The organism is Pseudomonas sp. NFPP24, from assembly GCF_900112095.1.
Lineage (GTDB): Bacteria > Pseudomonadota > Gammaproteobacteria > Pseudomonadales > Pseudomonadaceae > Aquipseudomonas > Aquipseudomonas extremorientalis.
In genome coordinates this window covers 673,596-695,361 of sequence record NZ_FOKD01000001.1, presented here as the reverse complement: position 1 = coordinate 695,361, position 21,766 = coordinate 673,596, and the positions used below count along the sequence as shown (strand labels likewise).

Sequence of the window (21,766 nt, the reverse complement as noted above, 5' to 3'; positions counted from 1 at the left end):
GAGTTCGCATGGCCCACCCGTTTGAAACACTCACCCCCGACCTGGTCCTCGACGCCGTCGAAAGCATCGGTTTCCTCAGCGACGCTCGCGTCCTGGCACTCAACAGCTACGAAAACCGCGTCTACCAAGTGGGCATCGAAGACGCCGAGCCGCTGATCGCCAAGTTCTACCGCCCGCAGCGCTGGACCAACGCGGCGATCCTCGAAGAACACCGCTTCACCTTCGAACTGGCCGAATGCGAAGTGCCGGTGGTCGCGCCACTGATCCACAACGGCGAAAGCCTGTTCGAACATGCCGGATTCCGCTTCACCCTGTTCCCGCGCCGTGGCGGCCGCGCGCCGGAACCAGGCAACCTCGACCAACTCTATCGCCTCGGGCAACTGCTCGGCCGTTTGCATGCGGTGGGCTCTACCCGCCCGTTCGAACACCGTGAAGCCCTGGGCGTGAAGAATTTCGGGCACGACTCCCTCACCACCCTGCTCGAAGGCAATTTCATCCCCAAGAGCCTGTTGCCGGCCTACGAGTCCGTGGCCCGCGACCTGCTCAAGCGTGTGGAAGAGGTGTACAAGGCCACGCCGCACAAGAACATCCGCATGCACGGCGATTGCCACCCCGGCAACATGATGTGCCGCGACGAGATGTTCCACATCGTCGACCTGGATGACTGCCGCATGGGCCCGGCGGTGCAGGACCTGTGGATGATGCTCGCCGGCGATCGCCAGGAATGTCTGGGGCAACTGTCGGAATTGATGGACGGCTATCAGGAGTTCCACGACTTCGACCCGCGTGAACTGGCGCTGATCGAACCCCTGCGCGCCTTGCGCCTGATGCATTACAGCGCCTGGCTGGCACGCCGCTGGGATGATCCGGCGTTCCCCCATAGCTTTCCGTGGTTTGGCAGTGAGCGTTACTGGGGCGATCAGGTGTTGGCCTTGCGCGAGCAATTGGCGGCCCTCAACGAAGAACCCCTGAAACTCTTCTGACCTGTCGAGTTAAATGTGGGAGGGGGCTTGCCCCCGATTGCAGTCTGCCAGTTGATGCATCTGTGACTGACACACAGCAATCGGGGGCAAGCCCCCTCCCACCCAAAGCAAAGCAGATCACATTGCCCGCCAAATGTACTTACAATCACGCCTTTGTTAGCTGCCTAAGCAAGGATTCTGCAATGCAAGCCGCCAACCCCCGCAAGGGTTATATCCTGGGCCTGAGCGCCTATGTCATCTGGGGTCTGTTCCCGCTCTACTTCAAAGCCATCGCCAGCGTGCCCGCCGCCGAAATCATCGTGCACCGCGTGTTGTGGTCGGCGCTGTTCGGCGGTTTGCTGTTGATGGTGTGGAAACATCCCGGCTGGTTCCGCGAACTGCGCGACAACCCCAAGCGCCTGGCGATCCTGGCACTCAGTGGTTCGTTGATCGCGGGTAACTGGCTGACCTACGTGTGGTCGGTCAACACCGGGCGCATGCTGGAGGCGAGCCTGGGTTACTACATCAACCCGTTGGTGAATGTGGTACTGGGCATGTTGATCCTGGGTGAACGCCTGCGCCGTTTGCAGTGGGTCGCCGTTGGGCTGGCTGCGGTGGGTGTGGCGCAGCAGGTGTGGCAAGTGGGCAGCCTGCCGTGGGTATCGCTGGTACTGGCGTTGACCTTTGGTTTCTACGGGCTGATTCGCAAGCAGGCACCGGTGAAAGCCCTGCCGGGGCTGGTGGTGGAAACCTGGATGCTGGTGCCGATTGCGGTTGCATGGCTGCTGTTCAACCCGACCGCCCACAGTGCGCAGATGGAATTCTGGGGCACCTCCGAAGCCTGGTGGCTGGTAGCCGCCGGCCCGGTGACACTGATCCCGCTGGTGTGTTTCAACGCCGCCGCACGGCATTTGCCCTATACCGCCCTGGGCTTTTTGCAGTACGTCGCGCCGACCCTGGTATTGCTGGAAGCCGTGCTGCTGTTCGGCGAGCATCTGGCACCAAGCACTTTGACCGCCTTCGCGTTCATCTGGGCGGGCCTGGTGGTGTACAGCATGGACATCTGGCTCAGCGCACGCAAACGCTGATCAAATAACGTACAAACCTCTGCAAGCCATAATCTACGTGGCTTGCAGACATCCACCCCAAGGTTATCCACAACCTGATCCCCGCCATTTGTGCACAAGCCCTTGAAACTGCTCGTTTTTTGTTCAAGTAGCGAAGAACCCCGCACGGCGTGGCCTGGCGCCGGGTCTCTACAGGTTATCCACAGGCCCATGCAAGATTTCCATGCATAACCCTGTGGGCCGATTATTCCTCGTGATGCAGTTCCACCATCAGATCGTCCGCCAGGGTTTCCAGGGACAACTGCAAGGTATCCAGGGACAACGCTGCCGGCACCTGCAGCAGCGCTTCAGCAGTAAACAACGGATCACCGCTCATGGGCGCCGGGCGCACGTCCGTGCTCAGACTCTCCAGGTTCACGCCCTGCTTGCTCAGCAGCGCCGTAATCTCGCGCACAATACCCGCACGGTCATTGCCCACCAGCGTCATCATGATCGACTTGGAGGCCGAGGCCTGCCCGCTGCTGCCTTCGCCCACCAGCACGCGAATGCCATGTGTGGATAAGTCCTCCAGCGCGCCGACCAGCGCCTGACGGTTCTCTGTTGGAACGCTGACCCGCAGCATCCCGGCAAATTGCCCGGCCATGTGCGCCATGCGGCTTTCCAGCCAGTTGCCACCGTGGGTGGCAATATTCTGCGCGATGCGTTCAACCAGGCCGGGTTTGTCGGCGGCGATAATTGTGAGTACAAGATGGTCCATGGCGAAGCCCTCTGAATTCAATCTACAAGGTGGACTCGGAAGCCCTCGAAAACAAATCGTGTACCATTTTTATATTTATCTGGAACAATCCAATAGTTTTTTGAGAACATCCGGTTCTCCGCTGTGACCGTACGACCAAAGTGGGTCGCTAAACGACGTATTTAGTCTAATTTTCACAACCGCAAGTCATCATGTAGTATGCCCAACCGTGCACTACATAATGAAAATCTGAAAAAGCGCATAAGCTCCGCAGAGTGAGGCAAGCAATGACTGAACACGTTCAAGTCGGTGGCCTGCAGGTCGCCAAAGTCCTGTTCGACTTCGTGAACAACGAAGCCATTCCCGGTACCGGCATCACTGCCGACCAGTTCTGGGCCGGTGCCGACAAGGTCATCCACGACCTGGCACCGAAGAACAAAGCCCTACTCGCCAAACGCGACGATTTCCAAGCGCGGATCGATACCTGGCACCAGACTCACGCAGGTAAAGCGCACGACCCGGTGGCTTACAAAGCCTTCCTGCAAGACATTGGATACCTGCTGCCAGAAGCCGCGGATTTCCAGGCCACGACCCAAAACGTCGATGACGAGATCGCCCGCATGGCCGGCCCGCAGCTGGTGGTGCCCGTGATGAACGCGCGCTTTGCCCTCAACGCCTCGAATGCGCGTTGGGGCTCGTTGTATGACGCCCTGTACGGCACCGACGCCATCAGCGAAGCCGACGGCGCCGAGAAGGGCCAGGGCTACAACAAAGTCCGTGGCGACAAGGTGATCGCCTTCGCCCGCGCCTTCCTCGATGAAGCCGCACCGCTCAGCGCCGGCAGCCATGTGGATTCGACCGGCTACAAGATCGTCGATGGCACGCTGATCGTCAGCCTCAAGGGCGGCAGCAACAGCGGCCTGCGCGACGACGCACAACTGATCGGCTTCCAGGGTGACAGCGCCCAGCCGATTGCGATCCTGTTGAAACACAACGGCCTGCACTTCGAAATCCAGATCGACGCCAACACCCCGGTCGGCCAGACCGACGCCGCCGGCGTCAAAGACGTGCTGGTGGAAGCCGCGCTGACCACCATCATGGACTGCGAAGACTCCGTCGCCGCTGTGGATGCCGACGATAAAGTGGTGATCTACCGCAACTGGCTCGGCCTGATGAAGGGCGACCTGGCCGAAGAAGTGTCCAAGGGCGGCAAGACCTTCACCCGGACCATGAACGCCGACCGCGTGTACACCGGCGTAAATGGCCAGGACGTGACGCTGCATGGCCGTTCGCTGCTGTTCGTACGCAACGTGGGTCATCTGATGACCATCGACGCGATCCTCGACAAAGACGGCAACGAAGTGCCGGAAGGCATTCTCGACGGGCTGATCACCAGCCTGGCCGCGATCCACAGCCTCAACGGCAACAGCAGCCGCAAGAACAGCCGCACCGGTTCCGTGTACATCGTGAAACCAAAGATGCACGGCCCGGAAGAAGCCGCGTTCACCAACGAGCTGTTCGGCCGTATCGAAGACGTGCTGAAGCTGCCGCGCAATACGCTGAAAGTCGGGATCATGGACGAGGAACGCCGCACCACGGTCAACCTCAAGGCCTGCATCAAGGCCGCCAGCGAGCGCGTGGTGTTTATCAACACCGGCTTCCTCGACCGTACCGGCGACGAGATCCACACCTCCATGGAAGCCGGCGCGATGGTGCGCAAGGCGGCGATGAAGGCGGAAAAATGGATCGGCGCCTACGAAAACTGGAACGTCGATATTGGTTTGAGCACCGGGCTGCAAGGCCGTGCGCAGATCGGTAAAGGCATGTGGGCGATGCCCGACCTGATGGCGGCGATGCTCGAACAGAAAATCGCCCACCCACTGGCCGGCGCCAATACCGCGTGGGTGCCATCGCCTACGGCGGCGGCGCTGCACGTGTTGCACTACCACAAGGTCGACGTGTTCGCCCGCCAGGCCGAGCTGGCCAAGCGCGAGCGCGCGTCGGTGGACGACATCCTGACCATTCCCCTGGCCAGCAACACCGATTGGTCTGACGAAGAGATCCGCAACGAGCTGGACAACAACGCCCAGGGCATCCTGGGTTATGTCGTCCGCTGGATCGACCAGGGCGTCGGCTGCTCGAAAGTGCCGGACATCAACGATGTGGGCCTGATGGAAGACCGCGCCACCCTGCGTATCTCCAGCCAGCACATCGCCAACTGGCTGCGCCACGGCATCGTCGACGAAGCCCAGGTGATGGAAAGCCTCAAGCGCATGGCGCCGGTGGTGGACCGTCAGAATGCCGGGGACAAGTTGTATCGTCCGCTGGCGCCGGATTTCGACAGCAACATCGCGTTCCAGGCAGCGGTGGAGTTGGTGATTGAAGGGACCAAGCAGCCGAACGGGTACACCGAGCCGGTGTTGCACCGTCGGCGTCGGGAGTTCAAGGCTAAAAACGGCCTGTAAATCAAAAAGCCCTGATCGAGAGATCGGGGCTTTTTCTTTAGGGTTGTGGTGGCTGAACTGGCGCTATCGGGGGCAAGCCCCCTCCCACAACTAATAGAACATGTGGGAGGGGGCTTGCCCCCGATGAGGCCGTTATAGACACCGCAGAATCAGGACGCCATCCCCAACTCCCGCTTCACCATCTTTGCCAATTTCACGCTATCAATCGGCTTGAGCAAAAAGTCCACTACGCTCAAGTGCATCGCATCGATCACGTCCGGCGCTTCGGCGTCCCCCGACATGATGATGATCGGCAACGCCGCCCGGGTGGATTCACGCACTTGTCGGATCAGTTCCAGGCCATTGCTGGGCGCCATGCGCAGGTCAGTGATCAACAAACCGATAGAGCTGCTGGACTTCAACAAATCCCACGCCGCCTCACCACTGTCGGCTGTCATGCAGCGAATACCGTCCAGCCCCAGGATTTCCGCCAGCAGTTCACGCGCGTCCTTGTCATCGTCAACAATCAACACGCGTTGTGGCGGTAAATCAGGCTCCAGCATCACGGCGCTCAGCGCCTCACGCTCGGCATCGCTCAAAATATCGTGGTCGGACATACGGTTCTCAGCAATTCTCATCTAGCTCCCAGCACACTCGTCAGACATCTGCGGAAGGGCGATCAATGTGCACTTCGTCGGAAAGTTTGACTAGTGGGTGTTCTACGGGGTTTGGACGATAGTCATGTAAGGTTTTTCCCTAGTTCTATGGTGTTTTCAGCGACCTAGACTTACGTCCAATGGGCACCCGCTGCGCAGGAGTCGACCATGAGGGACGATAACGACAAAAAAACTGCGGTCACTGTTATGAGTAAAGCTGATGCCTACGCCCAGGCGGGGAAAACTGCTGTACTGCAAAATATCCACGGCACCCTGCAATTCCTGCAACGTTTCCCGCCGTTCAACCAGATGGAAAACGCGCACCTGGCGTTTTTGGTGGAACAGTGCCAGTTACGCTTCTACAGCCCCGGCGACAGCATCCTCAAACCGTCGGGCGGCCCGGTAGAGCATTTTTATATCGTCAAGCAGGGTCGCGTCGTGGGCGAGCGGCCGGACAGCGCCGAAACCACTTTTGAAATCACCACGGGCGAATGCTTCCCCCTGGCAGCCCTGCTCGGCGAACGGGCCACCCGCACCGAGCACAAGGCCGCCGAAGACACCTTCTGCCTGCAACTGAACAAACCGGCGTTTATCAAGCTGTTCGCGCTGTCCAGCCCGTTTCGCGACTTTGCCCTGCGCGGCGTCAGCAGCCTGTTGGACCAGGTCAACCAGCAAGTGCAGCAAAAGGCGGTGGAAACCCTCGGCACTCAATACTCCCTGAACACTCGCCTGGGTGAATTGGCCATGCGCCACCCAGTAACGTGCAGCCCCACCACACCGCTGCGCGAGGCCGTTACGCTGATGCATGAGCAGCAGGTGGGCAGTATCGTGATCGTCGATGAACACAAAGCGCCCCTGGGGATTTTCACCCTGCGCGACCTGCGCCAGGTGGTGGCCGATGGCACCAGCGATTTCAGCCGGGCCATTGAAGGCCATATGACCCAGGCACCGTTTTTCCTGACCCCGGACCACAGCGCCTTCGACGCGGCCATCGCCATGACCGAGCGGCATATCGCCCATGTGTGCCTGGTCAAGGAGCAGCGCCTGTGCGGCGTGGTGTCCGAACGCGACCTGTTTTCCCTGCAACGGGTAGACCTGGTGCACCTGGCGCGCACCATCCGCAACGCACCGCGGGTAGACAACCTGGTGGCGATTCGCGGCGAAATCGGCCAATTGGTGGAGCGCATGCTGGCACATGGTGCGTCGTCCACCCAGATCACCCACATCATTACGCTGCTCAACGACCACACCGTGTGCCGGGTGATCGAATTGACCCTGGCCGAGAAAGGCGACCCCGGCGTGCCATTCAGCTGGCTGTGCTTTGGCAGCGAAGGCCGGCGCGAGCAGACGCTGTATACCGACCAGGACAACGGCATCCTGTTCGATGCCAAGGACGCCGCCGAAGCGGCCGAGATGCGTGGCCGGCTGCTGCCGCTGGCGCAGCAGATCAACCAGAGCCTGGCGCTCTGCGGGTTCAGCTTGTGCAAGGGCAATATCATGGCCGGCAACCCGGAGTTGTGCCTGTCGCGGGCTGAGTGGGCGCGCCGTTTCGCAGCGTTTATCCGCGAGGCCACGCCGGAGAATCTGCTGGGTTCCAGTATCTATTTCGATCTGCGGGTGGTGTGGGGCGACGAGCGTGGCTGCGAGCAACTGCGCCAGGGCATTCTGGATCAGGTCGCGGACAACCGGTTGTTCCAACGCATGCTGGCCGAGAACGCGTTGCGCCAGCGCCCACCTGTAGGACGCTTCCGCGAGTTTGTGCTGACCCGTAAAGGGGGGGAGAAAGCCACCCTCGACCTCAAGGTGCAGGGCCTTACGCCATTTGTGGACGGCGCGCGCCTGCTGGCCCTGGCCAATGGCATCCACGCCAACAACACCCTGGAGCGCCTGCGCCAACTGGTGGTCAAGGAAGTGATCGAGCCCCTGGACGGCGCCGCCTACGAAGAGGCCTACCACTTTATCCAGCAAACCCGCATGCAGCAGCACCAGTTGCAGACCCGCGAGAACCAGCCGTATTCCAACCGCGTCGACCCCGACAGCCTCAACCATCTGGACCGGCGCATCCTGCGGGAATCTCTGCGCCAGGCCCAACGCCTGCAAAGCAGCCTGACGTTGCGGTATCAGCTGTGAGCTTGTTCAACTGGCTGCGTACGAAAAAACCGGGGCTCGACAGCACGCAACAACAGCGTCTGGAGCGACTGTGCAAGCCTTCGCCTCTAGGCAACGAACCTTTGCGCAGCCAGCGCTGGGTGGTGGTGGACCTGGAAACCAGTGGCCTGAACCTCAATCGCGACCAGGTGCTGTCCATCGGCGCGGTGGTGATCGAGGACGGTGCGGTGGACTTCTCCCAGATGTTCGAACGCACCCTGCAACGCGCCGAGACCAGACTCAGCCCCAGCGTACTGATCCACGGCCTCGGCCCCAGTGCCATTGCCGCCGGCAGCGACCCGGCCGAGGCACTGCTGGATTTCATGGAGTTCGTCGGCGACAGCCCTTTGCTGGCCTTCCATGCGCCATTCGATCAACACATGCTGTGCCGGGCGCTCAAGGACAGCCTGGGTTACCGCCTGGCCCACCCGTTCCTGGACGTGGCCGACATCGCCCCTTTGCTGTGCCCCGACGCGCATATCCGCGAGGCCGGGCTGGACGACTGGATCAACCATTTCAATCTGCACGTGGGCGAGCGCCATCACGCCAGCGCCGACGCCCTGGCCACGGCGGAGCTGATGCTGATCCTGTTCAGCCGCGCACGGGCGCAGCACATCGACACGCCACAAGCACTGCTAGAGCGTTTGAGCCAATGGAAACGGCGTAAACACGCGCCCTCTTTCTAAGGCCGCCGATCCTTGTGGTGAGCAGGCTTGCCCCGGTACAAACCGACAGACGCCAATTGCGCCCACCCCACGGCTCTGACACAATCGCGAATAATTCTCGTTAGTTTAAACATCGCGTTTATCAGGTGATGCCTTGTCGTCGATCCAGAACCCACGCAGTGAGCTTGTTGGTGCGTTGTATCGCGACCATCGTGGCTGGCTGTTGGCCTGGCTTCGACGCAACGTCGCCTGCCCGAGCCGTGCCGAGGATTTGAGCCAGGACACCTTCATACGTCTGCTCGGCCGTGATGAGCTGCGCGAACCCCGCGAGCCACGGGCCTTTCTGGTGGCGATCGCCAAGGGCCTGTTGTTCGACTACTTCCGCCGCGCCGCCCTGGAGCAGGCGTATCTCACCGAACTGATGCTGATCCCGGAAAGCGAACATCCCTCGCCGGAAGAACAGCAACTGATCCTCGAAGACCTCAAGGCCATCGACCGTCTGCTCGGCAAGCTGTCGAGCAAGGCCCGCGCCGCCTTCCTCTATAACCGCCTCGACGGCCTGGGCCACGCGGAAATCGCCCAGCGCCTGGGCGTATCGGTACCCCGGGTGCGCCAGTACCTGGCCCAGGGCATTCGCCAGTGCTACATCGCGCTGTATGGCGAGCCGCTGTGACGGTGATCAGTTCCAAACCCGTGTCGGCCCGCGTGCTGGATGCGGCGATTGCCTGGCAGCTGTCCCTTGATTCAGGCGACGGCAGCGCCATTGAGCGCGAAGAGTTCGATAAATGGCTGGCCAGCGATGAAGAGCACGCCCGCGCCTGGCGCCAACTGGGCATGCTCGACCAGCGTTTCAGCATGGCCTCGGGCCCGGCGCGGGTGGCGTTGTTGCAATCGCGCGAAGGCATTCGCCAACGCGTGCGCAAGCTGGGCAGTGGGCTGGCGAGCATTGCACTGGTGATCGGGCTGGCGTTGTTTGCCGGCGAGCGCTATGTGCCGATCCACTATTGGCTGGCCGACCAACGCACCGCCACGGGTGAACAGCGCACGCTGAAGCTGGCGGACGGTACGCTGATCAACCTCAATACCCACAGCGCCATCGACGTGCGTTTTGATGAAAAACGTCGCCTGATCGTATTGCAGGAAGGCGAGATCCTGGTCGAGACCGGCCATAACGATGCCCGCCCGTTCTATGTGCAAACCCGCGACGGCAGCCTGCGGGCGTTGGGCACGCGGTTCATCGTCAAGCGTGAAGACGACGCCACGCGCTTGAGCGTGCTGCAATCGGCGGTGGCCGCCCAGCCCGAGGCGCTGCATCAGGAGCAAATCTTCAAGGCCGGCCAGCAAGTGCTGATGCGCAGCGACGGCCTCGGCCCACTGCTGGCCGTTACCCCCGCCACCGACGCCTGGACCCGCGGCATGCTGGTGGTGGACAACGCCCGCCTGGGCGATGTGATCGAGGAATTGAGCCGCTACCGCACCGGTTACCTGGGTGTGGATAAAAACGTGGCCGACCTGCGCATCACTGGCAGCTTCCCATTGCGCGACACCACGCTGGCGCTTAATGCTCTGCTGCCGACCCTGCCGGTGCAGATCGAGCAGCACACGCCGTGGTGGGTGACGGTGACTGGCAAGGCACCTGCCGCCAAATAAAAAATATTTCCCCCCGCCCTATCACTTTCTGATTCTCGTTCGGCACATAGGCAATTGCGAATTACTTCCATTCAGGAGCCGCCCTATGTCCCGCACGCTAGACACCTTGTTGCGCCCCAGCCTGTTAGCCGTGGCCATTGCCCTCGGCGCCCCGCTGGCCAGCACGTCGCTGATCGCCGCCGAACAGGCGTCCAGCGTGCGCGCCTACAACCTGCCGGCGGCGCCACTGGCCAGCACCCTGAACCAGATTGCCAGCCAGGGCGGCCTGGCACTGACCCTCAGCCCGGCACTGGCATCGGGCAAGACCTCGGCGCCGGTCCAGGGCCAGTTCGACGCACCCGGCGCGCTGCGTGAGGCGTTGCGAGGGACGGGACTGCAGTTGGAACAAAGCAGTGCGGGAACCTACACCCTGGTGGCAATTCCGGAAGGCGTCGTAGCGTTGCCGACCACCAATATCACCGGCCAGGACAGCTATGAAAGCGCCTGGGGCCCGGTCGACGGCTACCTGGCCAAGCGCACTGCCGCCGGCACCAAGACCGACACCGCGTTGGTCGAGGCGCCGCGTTCGATCTCGGTTGCCACGCGCCAGCAGATGCAGGACCGCAACGTGCAGAACCTGGACGATGCGGTCAAATACATGCCCGGCATCGTGTCCGCCAGCTACGGCAGCGACACCCGCTACGACTGGATGCGCGTGCGCGGCTTCGAACCAACCCAGTTCCTCGACGGCCTGCCGCTGCCACGCGGTGTGTACGCCAACCCGAAAGCCGAAACCTGGAACCTCGACCGCCTCGCCCTGCTGCGCGGCCCGGCCTCGTCGATCTACGGCCAGACCCCGCCGGGCGGTTTGCTGGACATGGTCAGCCGCCGCCCCAGTGCTGAATCGAGCAATGCCGTACAGGTGCAATACGGCAGCGACAACTACCGCCAGATCAACTTCGCCAGCACCGGCAAGATCGATGACGAAGGCCAGTTCCTCTATGGCCTCAGCGGCGTGGTGCGGGATGCCGGCACCCAGGTCGACCACATCGATAACAAGCGCTACAACATTGCGCCCAGCCTGACCTGGAACATCGACCCGGACACCAAGCTGACCTTCCTGTCGCAGTTCACTCGTGACGATACGGGGGCCACCAGTCAGTTCCTGCCTATCGTGGGCACCAAGATCAAATCGCCATTGGGCGATGTGTCCCACCACAAGAACCTGGGCGACCCGGACTACGAGTTTTACGACCGCACCTATTACGCGTTGGGCTATGCGTTCGAGCACCGCTTCAACGACACCTGGCAGTTCAAACAGAACCTGCGCTACACCAAGTCGGAGCTGTCGTTCCAGCAACTGACCGTGGGCGCTTATGCCTATTACCCGGTTGACGCTGCCGGTAACATTGGCCGCACCTCGACCAACGTCGACGAGAACATCGGCCAGTTCGCAGTCGACAACAACTTCCAGGCAGACTTCGCCACCGGCGATGTCACGCATACCCTGCTGCTGGGCCTGGATCACCAGCGTACCGATACGTCATACCTGTCGATCTACGGCGGAGCAGGCACCGTCAACATCTTCAATCCTGTAAACACCACGCCGGTCGTACGTCCTCCACGCTCCGATGCGTATTACGATTACAACCAGAAAACCATCCAGACCGGCCTCTACGTACAAGACCAGATGGCCTTGGACAATTGGCGCCTGACCCTGGGCGGTCGTGAAGACTGGGTCCATCAGGGCACGACCTACTTCAATAAGAACGACGTCACCAACACCGACCGCAGCAAGAACTTCAGTGGCAACGCAGCGTTGAGCTATGTGTTCGACTCGGGCTTTGTGCCGTACTTGTCCTACGCTGAATCTTTCCAGCCAGCGAGCAACGCCAGCGTAGACCCACTCAAATCGTACAAGCCAACCGAAGGCAAGCAGTGGGAACTCGGGATCAAGTACCAGCCACCCGGTTCCAACACCCTGTTGAGTGCGGCGGTGTATGACCTGACCCAGAAAAACGTGCTGGTCACCAGCACAGGTGCAGGCGGCCAGGCGGTCACCGACCAGACCGGCGAAGTGAAAGTCAAAGGCCTGGAGTTGGAAGCCGTGTCTGACGTGACCGAAAACCTCAAGGTGATCGCCGCCTACACACTGGCCAAATCCGAAGTCCAAAAAGGCGACTTCAAAGGTAACCGCCTGCAACTGATGCCAAATCAGCAAGCGTCGCTCTGGACCGACTACACCTGGCACACCGGTGTACTGGACGGCTTCGGTATCGGCTTCGGCGCGCGCTACACCGGCAACACCTACGGCGACCAGGGCAACACCTGGCTCGGCAAAGCCAACGCCTACACCGTTTTCGACGGTGCGGTGCATTACGACTTGGGTCGCCTGGACAACAGCCTCAAAGGCGCCTCGGTCAAATTCAATGCCACTAACCTGTTCAACAAGGACTACATCTCCACCTGTGACGGTTCCTACTGCTACTTCGGCGACCAACGCAGCGTCGTCGCCAGTGCCACCTACCAGTGGTAATCGGCTGAGTTAACCACCGGGCCGCCCCAATGGGCGGCTTTGGTGTGTCTGAAGGTTGAAAACATGAAAAGCAAAACCATCCGCCGCTGGTCCTTCATCCACACCTGGACCAGCCTGATCTGCACGGTATTCCTGCTGCTGCTCGCGCTCACCGGCCTGCCGCTGGTGTTTCACCACGAGATCGACCACCTGCTGGGCAACGAGCCCGAGCTGGCGCAGATGCCCGCCGACACGCCGCAGCTCAACCTGGAGCAACTGGTCAGCGCCGCGCAGGCCCATCGCCCCGGCGACGCCATGCAGTACCTGGCCTGGGACGAAGACGACAAGAACGGCGTGATCGCGATCATGGCCGCCACCGCCGGCACCGAACCCAACTCGTCGCACACCTTCCTGCTCGACGCGCGCACCGGCCAAGCCATGGAAACCCCGGCGGCCAACGGCGGGTTCACGATGTTCCTGCTGCGCTTGCATGTGGATATGTTCGCTGGCCTGCCGGGCAAGTTGCTGCTGGCGTTCATGGGGGTTCTGTTTGTGCTGGCGATCATCTCCGGCACGGTGCTGTACCTGCCGTTCATGCGCCGCCTGAAGTTCGCCACCGTACGCCAGGACAAGTCCACCCGCCTGCGCTGGCTCGACCTGCACAACCTGATCGGCGTGGTCACCCTGACCTGGGCGCTGGTGGTGGGCGTGACTGGCGTGATCAGCGCCTGCGCCGACCTGATCATCGCCGCCTGGCGCCAGGACAGCCTCAGCGCCATGATCGAACCCTACAAAAACGCCCCGCCCCTGACCCAACGCGCACCGGCCACCGAACTGCTGGCGATTGCCGCCAAGGCCGCCCCCGGCATGGAGCCGGACTTCATCGCCTTCCCCGGCACACGCTTTTCCAGCGAACACCATTACGCGGTGTTCATGAAAGGCAGCACCCACCTCACCTCGCATTTGCTCACGCCGGTACTGATCGACGCCAGCACCCTGGCTGTCACCGCCGTCGCCGAACGGCCGTGGTACATGGACGCCATGGGCATGTCCCAGCCGCTGCACTTTGGCGATTACGGCGGCATGCCGATGAAGATCCTGTGGGCGGTGTTGGATGGGCTGACCATCATCGTGCTGGTGAGCGGGATCTACCTGTGGATCGTAAGGCGCCGAACATGAAGCCACGTCAGTCGAGTTTCTGGAAGGTCTTCGGGATCCCTCTGGGGATCGGCCTGCTCAGCGCCGCCGGGTTGTTTGCGGCGCTGCTCGGGGATGGGCTGTGGGACTCGCTCAGTTGGCTCGGGCTGGGCATCCCCGCTGCAATTGGTACTTGGGCCTTGATCAAACGGTGAGATAGATTAGCGCAGCCCATTCAGAGGAATGCCCATGTCCGCTCCCAGCATGACCTTGTTCCACAACCCCGCGTCACCGTTCGTTCGTAAGGTTCGCGTGCTGCTGGCTGAAACCGGCCAGCAGGATCGCGTCGCCCTGTACGGCTGCATGCCGACCCCGGTCAACCCGGATGCGCAGGTGGTAGAAGGCAACCCCGTGGGCAAGATCCCGGCCCTGCGCCTGGCCGACGGTTCAGTACTGCACGACAGCCGGGTGATCCTCGATTACGTCGACCACCAGCACGCCGGCACCCCGCTGATCCCCCGCGACGGCTCGGCCCGCTGGCGCCGCCTGACCCTGGCCTCGATGGCCGATGGCATCATGGATGCCGCCGTGCTGGTGCGCTACGAAACCGCCCTGCGCCCGGCGGAAAAACACTGGGACCAGTGGCTCGACGAACAGCGCAACAAGATCCGTCGCACCCTCGCCGAGCTGGAAGCCGACGCGATTGCCGAACTGGCCAGCCATTTCGATATCGCCGCCATCAGCGTGGCTTGTGCCCTGGGTTACCTCGACTTCCGCCACCCGGATATGCAATGGCGCCTGGACAACCCGCAGCTTGCCGCCTGGTACGCCGAGGTCAGCCAGCGGCCTTCGATGCTGCAGACCCAGCCGCCGACCTGATATTCACACCGACCCCATGTGGGAGCAGGCTTGCCCGCGATCGCGGTATGTCATTCAGCACAGCTGTTTCTGAACCACCGCTATCGCGGGCAAGCCCACTCCCACATTGAACGGCGGTGGTATTGAGGAATGTAGCGATCCTTGCGGCTAATTGCGCCCCCACTTGCTGATCCTCGCGTAACCCGATCATTGCACCGCCTCCAGGTCAAACATCAACGGCTCGGCCGCCTTGCGCTTGCCCACGCCATACCAGTCCAACTTGCGCGTCAACACCATCACCGTGCCCAGCAGGCCGAACAGCAGCAACGAACCCATCAGCAACGCGTAGTCCTCGGCACTCAATAACCCGTACAGCAAGCCATACAACGCCGCCAACCCCGCCGAGAAGCCCAGCCCGTGCGCCACGCTGCGCAGCACATGGCACACATAGAAGCCGATCAACAGCACACAGGCACTGGCCGAGGTCAGGTAGGCCAGGGCAAAGCCTATGTGCTCGGACAACGACAACAACAGCAGGTAGAAGAACGCCAGCGCAAAGCCCACCAACGCGTACTGCACCGGGTGCACCGCCAGGCTCTTGAGCACTTCGAACAGGAAGAAGCCAGCAAAGGTCAGGGCGATGAACAGCAGCGCATATTTGATCGCACGGTCGCTCTTGAGGTACTGGTCCACCGGATCGATGAAGTTCACGCCGAAGCTGCGGTTGTTGAAGTCATTGCAGCCCTGCCCGTCCAGGCAGGTTTGCAGAGCCTGTTCGAGGTTGGTGGAGAAGAATGAGGTCTGCCAGTTGGCGGTAAACCCCTTATCGGTGACCTCACGTTGCGCCGGCAGGAAGTTGCCGATAAAGCTGGGGTGCGGCCAGTTGGAGGTGAGTGATACCTGGCTGGTCTTGCCCACCGGCACCACTTGCAATTGCTCGGTGCCTTGCAGGCGCAGGTCGAAGGCAAAGTCCACGACACTGGGCTTTTTGCTGTCCTGCTCCGGCAGCGTCACGTGCACGCCTTCACCCAGCCAGTCCACCTGGGAGCCCGGTTCGAACTCCAGCTGCTGGCTGCCCAGCTCCAGCTTCAACGCATTTTCGATGCCGCGAATATCGCTGATGCCCACCGCCAGAAACGCCGGTTCAAAGCGGTAATCGGCGAAGTCTTCGGTGATACCCAACTGCGCGGGCAATTCGAAACGTCCGCTGATACGGTTGTCGGCGTGGAACAGCCGCGCCTGGTAGATGCCCCGTGCGCGCAGTTCGGTCTGCACCTTGCCGTCGAGTTCAAAACGGTCCGGCAGGAAATACAGCCGGCCGCGCTCTTCACGGATGACTTCGTAGCGTTTGTTGAGTTTTTCGTTGAGCTTCCACTCGCGGACGGTCTTGCGATACGGCACCACCATCACCGGGCCGGTGAGGCGCTGGGCGTAGCTGGAGCTGCGGGCGATGTCCATCAGGACGCCATCGCGCAGTTGCTGGCGGTCGCTGATGATGCCGTTGATCATCAGCAACGGAATCAGCAACAGCAGGATCAGCAGCGCAATCGCGCCAAGTTTGAAAAGCAGGCTGCGGTTCATGGGTCTCTCCCTGTTTGGATGGAGGAGAGTCTGGGCAGCCTGTGTGGGAGATTTATGTGGGCAATGTGGAGACTGTGTGGAGATGCAGCACCACTTGCACGCCGCCTTGCACGTTGCCGATCTGCAACGCGCCGCCGTGCAGCTTCATCACTTCCTCGACAAAGTTGAGGCCCAGGCCGGTGCTTTTGCGGCCACTGGCCGGGCGTGGCAGCGAGTAGAACCGTTCGCTCAGGCGCGGCAGGGCGTAGTCGGGAATCGGCGCAGCCTGGTTGAACAGGCTCACCTGTACGTCGTTGTGCCGGGTCTGCGCGCTGAATTTCAAGGTGCCGCCAGGCGGTGTGAAATCCAGGGCGTTATCCAGCAAGTTGCCCAGGGCCTGGCGCAGCAGAAAGGGTTCGCCGTACACCTTCACATCCGCCGCAATCGCCTGATCGACGTGCAACCCGGCGCCTTCGATCCGCGCACATTGCGCCTTGAGCACATCATCGACCATGGCTGCCAGCGGGATGCTCACCTGCTCTTCCAGGCCCTGGCGTTGCTCGACCTGCGCCAGGTTCAGCAGGCGTTCGATCAACTGCTGCAGGCGCGCGCTTTCACTGTCGATATTGCCGACGAAACGCTGCTGTTGCTCACGGGTCATGTCGCCCTGCAACAGCTCTGCCGCGCCGCGTATCGCGGCCAGCGGGCTCTTCAATTCGTGGGTCAGGGTGTGCACGTAGTGTTCGACGTAAGCCTTGCCTTCCAGTTGCGTGCGCATGTGCTCGACAGCGGTGGACAACTGCTTGAGTTCACCGCCACGGTAATGCGGCAGCTCGGCGCGCCGGCCCTCGCTGACCGCCTCGGCGTAGGCCGTCAAACGACGCAGCGCAACGCTCAGCCACCACGATAGCAGCGCGCCGAGCAACAGGCCGAGAATCACCAGGCCCGCGCCGTACCACAGCAGGCGCCGCTCGGTGCGGTCGACGTAGGGCTGCAACGAGCTGTTCGGCTTGGCCACGGTGACCACGCCAATGATCTGCCCGTTGTCACGGATCGGTGCACCCACGTGCATCACCGAGGAAGTGGGGTCATCCAGCTCGCTGCGAGTGGAACGCGCACCGTACTCGCCACGCAGGGTCAGGTACACGTCGTTCCACTTGGAATAGTCCTGCCCCACTGCTTCACCCGTGGAGTCGAGCAGCACGGTGCCCTTGGCGTCGGTCACGTAGATGCGGTGGTTGACCTGGTTCTTCGGCAATCCCCAGATGGTCGCGCCCGGCTGGCGATTGCCGTAGGCCTTGAGCAGTTCGGGCCAGTGGCTTTGGCCGAGGGTGCCGTTCTTCACGTCGTCGCGCAGGATTTCGGCCAGCAGGTTGGCGGTGTCCACCAAGGTTTCTTCGGTGGACTGGCGCACGCCAGGGCGGATTTCCTTCATCACGGTGCTGAGCACGAAGTAGCCGGTCAGGCCGATAAACAGCGCGTATACCAGGAAGATCCGCAGCCCCAGGCGCATCAGCTGTTGCCCGGGCTGTAGCTGTAGCCGAGGCCGCGGTGGGTCTGGATCGGCTCGGCGTCCGCAGCCACGCTGCGTAACTTGCTGCGCAGGCTTTTGATATGGCTGTCGATGTTGCGTTCGTAACCGGCATCCGCCGCCACGCCGACCGCGTCCAACAGCTGCTCGCGGCTGAATACACGTTCAGGCTGTTCCAGCAGGCTTTGCAGCAGGCGGAATTCGTGACGCGTGAGGCTCAATGGCTGGCCGCGATACATGATCTGCATGCGCTCCAGGTCTACCTGGAACACCACCGGCGCAGCTCCTGGGCCAATGCGCTTGAGGATCGCCCTGACCCGCGCCGTCACTTCCCGAGGACTGAAGGGCTTGACCACATAATCGTCGGCGCCGATTTCCAGCCCCACCACCCGATCGATCTCGCCATCCCGCGCGCTGAGGAACATCACCGGCACTTCGCTGAACCGGCGCAGTTGCTTGCAGGTTTCAAACCCGGTGATGTCCGGCAGGCCGATGTCGAGGATGATCAGGTCGGCCGGGGTCTGGCGTTGATGCTCCAACGCCGCCTGGCCAAGTGTCAGCCAGGTGGTGGTGAAGCCCTCGCCTTGCAGGGCGAATATCAGCGTGTCGGCTATCGCCGCTTCGTCTTCGACAATCAGGATGTGGGGCATGGTGGTCGGTCAGCAGTCCGGTTTGTCAGCAGTGTAGCGACGCGCCGGGTTGACCGCAGCGCCGAACTCGCGCAGAGCCTTGGCGCCGATCAGCAGCGGATAGTTGAAGCTGCTGCGGTCGGTGAGGTTGACCTCAACGGTGCGCTTGACGTCGCCCAGGCACATTTCCAGGTCGATCACCGGGCGCTTGGCCACGGTGGCTTCGTCCTTGTCCTCGTCTTCGTCGGCGCGGCTCTTGATCTTGCTGATGCGCGAGACTTTGTGTTCGTAGACCTTATCGGACGCGTCCTTGCCGCCGAGGCGGAAACGCACCCAATCGTCACCGTCACGGGTGAAGGTCTGGATGTCGCGGGCCGACAGCGAGGCGGTCAGCGCGCCAGTGTCCATCTTGGCCTTGAAGGTTTCGCCGATCTCCGGCAACTGGATGTATTCGTAGCGACCGTAGAGGGTCGGCTCGGCGGCCATGACCGGCAGGGCAACCAGGGCGAGGGAGGCAAGAAACAGTTTCACGAAGTGATGTCCTCGGAAAGAAGTAGGCGGATTCTAGACCGCAAAAGCGCCGGTTAGTTAGCTAACCCCACCATACCCGGCACATTGTGAAACATTCGTACGGTGATTTGCGATTTGGCCTCTAGACTCACCTTGCTTATGATGTCCCGCCCACAAGATTCCAAGAGTTACTTATGCGCCGCCTGCTCACCGGCTGTTTCGTCACCCTGCTGCTCTTGCTCAACACCCTCGTGCTGTTCGGCCCGTTGATGGTGTTTGCCCTGCTCAAGCTGGTAGCCCCGGGGCGCTTGCGTGACTACATGTCATGGGCGGTGATGTGGATCGCCGAGACCTGGGCCGAGATCGACAAGCTGATTTTCTCGCTGTGCATCCCGACCCAGTGGGACATTCGCGGCGGCGACGATCTGCGGGGTGACACCAGTTACCTGGTGATCAGCAACCACCAATCCTGGGTTGACATCCCGGCCTTGATCCAGGCCCTCAACCGGCGTACGCCGTTCTTCAAATTCTTCCTGAAAAAAGAGCTGATCTGGGTGCCCTTCCTGGGCCTGGCCTGGTGGGCGCTGGATTACCCGTTCATGAAGCGCTACACCAAGGCATTCCTGGCCAAGCATCCGGAACTGGCGGGGCAGGATCTGAAGATCACCAAAGAGGCCTGTGAGCTGTTCAAGCGCCAGCCGGTGACGGTGGTCAATTATCTGGAAGGTACGCGGTTCAGCGAGGCCAAGCGCAAACAGCAGGGCTCACCTTTCACCCGCTTGCTCAAGCCCAAGGCAGGCGGTGTGGCATTCGTGCTGGCGGCGATGGGTGAACAACTGGATGCTGTGCTCGATGTGACGGTGGTCTACCCGCAAGACAGGATTCCAGGGTTCTGGGATTTGATTTGCGGATCGGTACCGAAGGTGATCATCGATATCCGCACCCGTGAGCTGGACCCGGCGCTGTGGCAAGGAGATTACGAGAATGATCCGGCATTTCGCCAGACCGTCCAGGACTGGGTCAACCAGCTCTGGGGCGAGAAGGATCAGCGCATTCAAAACCTTCTCAAATGAAAGTGTCAAAGACAGTAGGGCTGTTAAACCCTACTGTTTCAAAACTAAAGTTCAAGCCTGCGAGTTTATGCTATTGCAAAAAGTATCTCGTCATTGCTCAGGGCTGTTAGCAAAAAACGAATTGCTAAGAAGAGGCTTCAAACCCGAGCGCAAGTTTTCCGCTGCCTGCGAGATGTCGTCTACAGCAGCCCTAGCTTCCAGCAACGCCTTGTCTGCAGGCCGCTCTTTGGGCGGGGTGATTTCTTTTAGCAGGCCGTCACTGCCCTTCACAAAGAATTTACCGCCTTCAGGGATCACTTTGTCTGCAGGCCACTCTTTGGCCGGGGTGATTTCTTTTGGCAGGCCGCCACTGCCCTTCACAAAGAATTTACTGCCTTCGGGGAACCCTTTGTCTGCAGGCCACTCTTTGGGCGGGGTGATTTCTTTTAGCAGGCCGTCACTGCCCTTCACAAAGAATTTACCGCCTTCAGGGATCACTTTGTCTGCAGGCCACTCTTTGGCCCCGCCACTAAAAGAAGTCAGGAGTTGTTGAAACCCAGCCACCAAATTAGTGAGTGCCCGGTCAGGGACCGACCCATTAATCACCGCGTCCAAGTCATTTCGCAAGTTGTGCAGTAAGTTCGCGTTCAACCCCATATCACGCAAAAAATTGGGGGCAGTCAGCACAGGCTTGGTGCTCTGCAAGTTGGCGCCAATCTGGTTATATTGATTCTGAAGCGTTGTTTGCTGCGGATTAACAGATGTCATTAGTTCACCATTAATTCAGTCGATTTGCCCTTCAAACAGCACCGAAGTGATGCTGCGAAGGGTACAACTGCGTGGCACTCAGACTTCCTACCGTTCCTACCGCTTTACTACAACTCATTGCGCCGATAATCCAACTCATCATGAATAATGACGCAGAAATAATTACAGGAAATACACTCCTTGGAGAAAGGGCGATTAACCGCCTGTACCCCAGGCCTTGGCCAGCTTGCCCAGCACCGAGCTGCTGGCACCCTGACCACCCAGGTATTGCAGGATCACCGGGGCAAACTGGCCGACCATGCCACTGTCCATGCCCAGGGCGCTGAACGCGGTGTTCAGGTCGTTGGTGTTCTTCACGTTACCCAGCAGGCCATCCAGGCCGCTGGTCTTGCTACCGCCAGCCTGGCCGAGCATCCCGCTCAAGGCCCCGAGGCTGCCCAACGCATTATTCCCCGACAGTTGGTCGAGGCCAGGCACACTATTACCCAGTTGCGAATAGTCGTTGCCGCTCAATTTGTTCTTGGCCAGGCCCAGCATTGCGCCCGTACCGCCGACCGCTTGCTCGGGGGTGATGTTCAGTTGCGAGGTCAGGGCGCTCAGCAACCCGGCCGTCTCGGACGACGGCGCTGCTGCCGCTGCCTTGTTGTTACCACCCTGCATGCCGGAAATGGCATTGGCCGCGTCGCCAAGGCTGAACCCTGCGGCAAGCACCGGGCCGGCTGCCAGGGTCATCAGGCAGGAAAGGGCGAAACCGCGTGAAATCTTCATCGAAACAACCTCTGGGTGTAGGGGTGAAAGCAGGCGTTTGACTGGGTATCCGACGCATTGTTCCGGGCGGGCCGAGGAACCCAAGGGGAATACCAGAGTCCATGAAATGACTTCAACACAGCCAGGAATAG

General features: G+C 61.1%; 20 protein-coding genes. 12 read left to right on the top strand and 8 right to left on the bottom strand.

Annotated elements, in window-relative coordinates; all coding sequences use genetic code 11:
• Window positions 1-8: 8 nt before the first annotated feature.
• Together BM026_RS03210 and rarD are read left to right on the top strand one after the other, a co-directional pair.
• Complete coding sequence (locus BM026_RS03210) at window positions 9-983, top strand: serine/threonine protein kinase (protein WP_092242232.1); 975 nt, start codon at window positions 9-11, stop codon at window positions 981-983.
• 182 nt (window positions 984-1,165) lie between these two features.
• Window positions 1,166-2,050: an EamA family transporter RarD gene (gene rarD, locus BM026_RS03205; protein WP_092242230.1), complete on the top strand. Its 885-nt coding sequence runs from the start codon at window positions 1,166-1,168 to the stop codon at window positions 2,048-2,050.
• Window positions 2,051-2,273: 223 nt separating this feature from the next.
• Here rarD and BM026_RS03200 read toward each other — a convergent pair whose 3' ends face one another.
• Complete coding sequence (locus BM026_RS03200; RefSeq protein WP_093527309.1) at window positions 2,274-2,786, bottom strand: glycine cleavage system transcriptional repressor; 513 nt, start codon at window positions 2,784-2,786, stop codon at window positions 2,274-2,276.
• 266 nt (window positions 2,787-3,052) lie between these two features.
• Between BM026_RS03200 and BM026_RS03195 the strand changes: the two genes are divergently transcribed.
• Window positions 3,053-5,230: a malate synthase G gene (locus BM026_RS03195; protein ID WP_093120794.1), complete on the top strand. Its 2,178-nt coding sequence runs from the start codon at window positions 3,053-3,055 to the stop codon at window positions 5,228-5,230.
• A gap of 149 nt (window positions 5,231-5,379) precedes the next feature.
• Here the strand turns inward: BM026_RS03195 and BM026_RS03190 are convergent, their stop codons facing one another.
• A complete protein-coding gene (locus tag BM026_RS03190; protein ID WP_058426679.1) occupies window positions 5,380-5,826 on the bottom strand; it encodes a response regulator in 447 nt (148 codons plus the stop codon).
• A gap of 246 nt (window positions 5,827-6,072) precedes the next feature.
• Here BM026_RS03190 and BM026_RS03185 point away from each other — a divergent pair, with 246 nt between their 5' ends.
• From BM026_RS03185 to BM026_RS03150, 8 genes are all read left to right on the top strand, one after another.
• Entirely contained in the window at window positions 6,073-7,995 is a 1,923-nt protein-coding gene (locus tag BM026_RS03185; RefSeq protein WP_170856044.1) for a putative nucleotidyltransferase substrate binding domain-containing protein, read from the top strand.
• Complete coding sequence (locus BM026_RS03180; RefSeq protein ID WP_092242222.1) at window positions 7,992-8,699, top strand: 3'-5' exonuclease; 708 nt, start codon at window positions 7,992-7,994, stop codon at window positions 8,697-8,699. Before BM026_RS03185 ends, BM026_RS03180 begins: the two co-directional genes overlap by 4 nt.
• A 133-nt stretch (window positions 8,700-8,832) precedes the next feature.
• A complete protein-coding gene (locus BM026_RS03175; RefSeq protein ID WP_092242219.1) occupies window positions 8,833-9,351 on the top strand; it encodes an RNA polymerase sigma factor in 519 nt (172 codons plus the stop codon).
• Window positions 9,348-10,328 (top strand): FecR domain-containing protein, encoded by a 981-nt coding sequence (locus tag BM026_RS03170; protein ID WP_071490276.1) that lies wholly within the window; start codon window positions 9,348-9,350, stop codon window positions 10,326-10,328. Before BM026_RS03175 ends, BM026_RS03170 begins: the two co-directional genes overlap by 4 nt.
• A gap of 85 nt (window positions 10,329-10,413) precedes the next feature.
• Window positions 10,414-12,843 carry a TonB-dependent siderophore receptor gene (locus BM026_RS03165; RefSeq protein ID WP_093527307.1) on the top strand — a complete coding sequence of 810 codons (2,430 nt, stop codon included), beginning with the start codon at window positions 10,414-10,416 and terminating at the stop codon, window positions 12,841-12,843.
• Between the two features lie 63 nt (window positions 12,844-12,906).
• Complete coding sequence (locus tag BM026_RS03160) at window positions 12,907-14,001, top strand: PepSY-associated TM helix domain-containing protein (RefSeq protein ID WP_093527305.1); 1,095 nt, start codon at window positions 12,907-12,909, stop codon at window positions 13,999-14,001.
• Window positions 13,998-14,174 (top strand): hypothetical protein, encoded by a 177-nt coding sequence (locus BM026_RS03155; RefSeq protein WP_092242210.1) that lies wholly within the window; start codon window positions 13,998-14,000, stop codon window positions 14,172-14,174. Before BM026_RS03160 ends, BM026_RS03155 begins: the two co-directional genes overlap by 4 nt.
• A 34-nt stretch (window positions 14,175-14,208) precedes the next feature.
• A complete protein-coding gene (locus tag BM026_RS03150; RefSeq protein ID WP_093527303.1) occupies window positions 14,209-14,838 on the top strand; it encodes a glutathione S-transferase family protein in 630 nt (209 codons plus the stop codon).
• Between the two features lie 186 nt (window positions 14,839-15,024).
• On the opposite strand, the gene creD is transcribed toward BM026_RS03150, so the two are convergent.
• Genes creD through BM026_RS03130 form a run of 4 tightly spaced genes read right to left on the bottom strand, consistent with a single transcriptional unit; the run spans window position 15,025 to window position 19,068 of the window.
• Entirely contained in the window at window positions 15,025-16,398 is a 1,374-nt protein-coding gene (gene creD / locus BM026_RS03145) for a cell envelope integrity protein CreD (RefSeq protein WP_092242204.1), read from the bottom strand.
• Window positions 16,399-16,450: 52 nt separating this feature from the next.
• The gene (gene creC, locus BM026_RS03140; protein WP_092242201.1) at window positions 16,451-17,890 is read right to left on the bottom strand and encodes a two-component system sensor histidine kinase CreC; all 1,440 of its coding nucleotides are present in this window, start codon (window positions 17,888-17,890) and stop codon (window positions 16,451-16,453) included.
• The gene (creB, locus tag BM026_RS03135) at window positions 17,890-18,558 is read right to left on the bottom strand and encodes a two-component system response regulator CreB (RefSeq protein ID WP_092242198.1); all 669 of its coding nucleotides are present in this window, start codon (window positions 18,556-18,558) and stop codon (window positions 17,890-17,892) included. Before creB ends, creC begins: the two co-directional genes overlap by 1 nt.
• A 9-nt stretch (window positions 18,559-18,567) precedes the next feature.
• Window positions 18,568-19,068 (bottom strand): retropepsin-like aspartic peptidase RloA2, encoded by a 501-nt coding sequence (locus BM026_RS03130; RefSeq protein WP_071494368.1) that lies wholly within the window; start codon window positions 19,066-19,068, stop codon window positions 18,568-18,570.
• 173 nt (window positions 19,069-19,241) lie between these two features.
• On the opposite strand from BM026_RS03130, the gene BM026_RS03125 reads away from it, so the two are divergent.
• Window positions 19,242-20,120 carry an acyltransferase gene (locus BM026_RS03125; RefSeq protein WP_092242195.1) on the top strand — a complete coding sequence of 293 codons (879 nt, stop codon included), beginning with the start codon at window positions 19,242-19,244 and terminating at the stop codon, window positions 20,118-20,120.
• 90 nt (window positions 20,121-20,210) lie between these two features.
• Here the strand turns inward: BM026_RS03125 and BM026_RS03120 are convergent, their stop codons facing one another.
• On the bottom strand, window positions 20,211-20,867 hold the full coding sequence (locus tag BM026_RS03120; RefSeq protein ID WP_092242190.1) for a hypothetical protein: 657 nt from the start codon (window positions 20,865-20,867) through the stop codon (window positions 20,211-20,213).
• A 195-nt stretch (window positions 20,868-21,062) separates the two neighbouring features.
• Window positions 21,063-21,635 carry a DUF2780 domain-containing protein gene (locus BM026_RS03115; protein WP_092242187.1) on the bottom strand — a complete coding sequence of 191 codons (573 nt, stop codon included), beginning with the start codon at window positions 21,633-21,635 and terminating at the stop codon, window positions 21,063-21,065.
• Window positions 21,636-21,766: the final 131 nt, after the last annotated feature.

Bases quoted from the DNA above. Each gene is read 5' to 3' on its own strand.
- BM026_RS03210 (WP_092242232.1), top strand. From the start codon at position 9: ATGGCCCACCCGTTTGAAACACTCACCCCCGACCTGGTCCTCGACGCC.
- BM026_RS03155 (WP_092242210.1), top strand. From the start codon at position 13,998: ATGAAGCCACGTCAGTCGAGTTTCTGGAAGGTCTTCGGGATCCCTCTG.
- BM026_RS03160 (WP_093527305.1), top strand. From the start codon at position 12,907: ATGAAAAGCAAAACCATCCGCCGCTGGTCCTTCATCCACACCTGGACC.
- rarD (WP_092242230.1), top strand. From the start codon at position 1,166: ATGCAAGCCGCCAACCCCCGCAAGGGTTATATCCTGGGCCTGAGCGCC.
- creB (WP_092242198.1), bottom strand. From the start codon at position 18,558: ATGCCCCACATCCTGATTGTCGAAGACGAAGCGGCGATAGCCGACACG.
- BM026_RS03115 (WP_092242187.1), bottom strand. From the start codon at position 21,635: ATGAAGATTTCACGCGGTTTCGCCCTTTCCTGCCTGATGACCCTGGCA.
- BM026_RS03200 (WP_093527309.1), bottom strand. From the start codon at position 2,786: ATGGACCATCTTGTACTCACAATTATCGCCGCCGACAAACCCGGCCTG.
- BM026_RS03150 (WP_093527303.1), top strand. From the start codon at position 14,209: ATGTCCGCTCCCAGCATGACCTTGTTCCACAACCCCGCGTCACCGTTC.
- BM026_RS03125 (WP_092242195.1), top strand. From the start codon at position 19,242: ATGCGCCGCCTGCTCACCGGCTGTTTCGTCACCCTGCTGCTCTTGCTC.
- creC (WP_092242201.1), bottom strand. From the start codon at position 17,890: ATGCGCCTGGGGCTGCGGATCTTCCTGGTATACGCGCTGTTTATCGGC.
- BM026_RS03120 (WP_092242190.1), bottom strand. From the start codon at position 20,867: ATGACATCTGTTAATCCGCAGCAAACAACGCTTCAGAATCAATATAAC.
- BM026_RS03165 (WP_093527307.1), top strand. From the start codon at position 10,414: ATGTCCCGCACGCTAGACACCTTGTTGCGCCCCAGCCTGTTAGCCGTG.
- creD (WP_092242204.1), bottom strand. From the start codon at position 16,398: ATGAACCGCAGCCTGCTTTTCAAACTTGGCGCGATTGCGCTGCTGATC.
- BM026_RS03195 (WP_093120794.1), top strand. From the start codon at position 3,053: ATGACTGAACACGTTCAAGTCGGTGGCCTGCAGGTCGCCAAAGTCCTG.
- BM026_RS03185 (WP_170856044.1), top strand. From the start codon at position 6,073: ATGAGTAAAGCTGATGCCTACGCCCAGGCGGGGAAAACTGCTGTACTG.
- BM026_RS03190 (WP_058426679.1), bottom strand. From the start codon at position 5,826: ATGTCCGACCACGATATTTTGAGCGATGCCGAGCGTGAGGCGCTGAGC.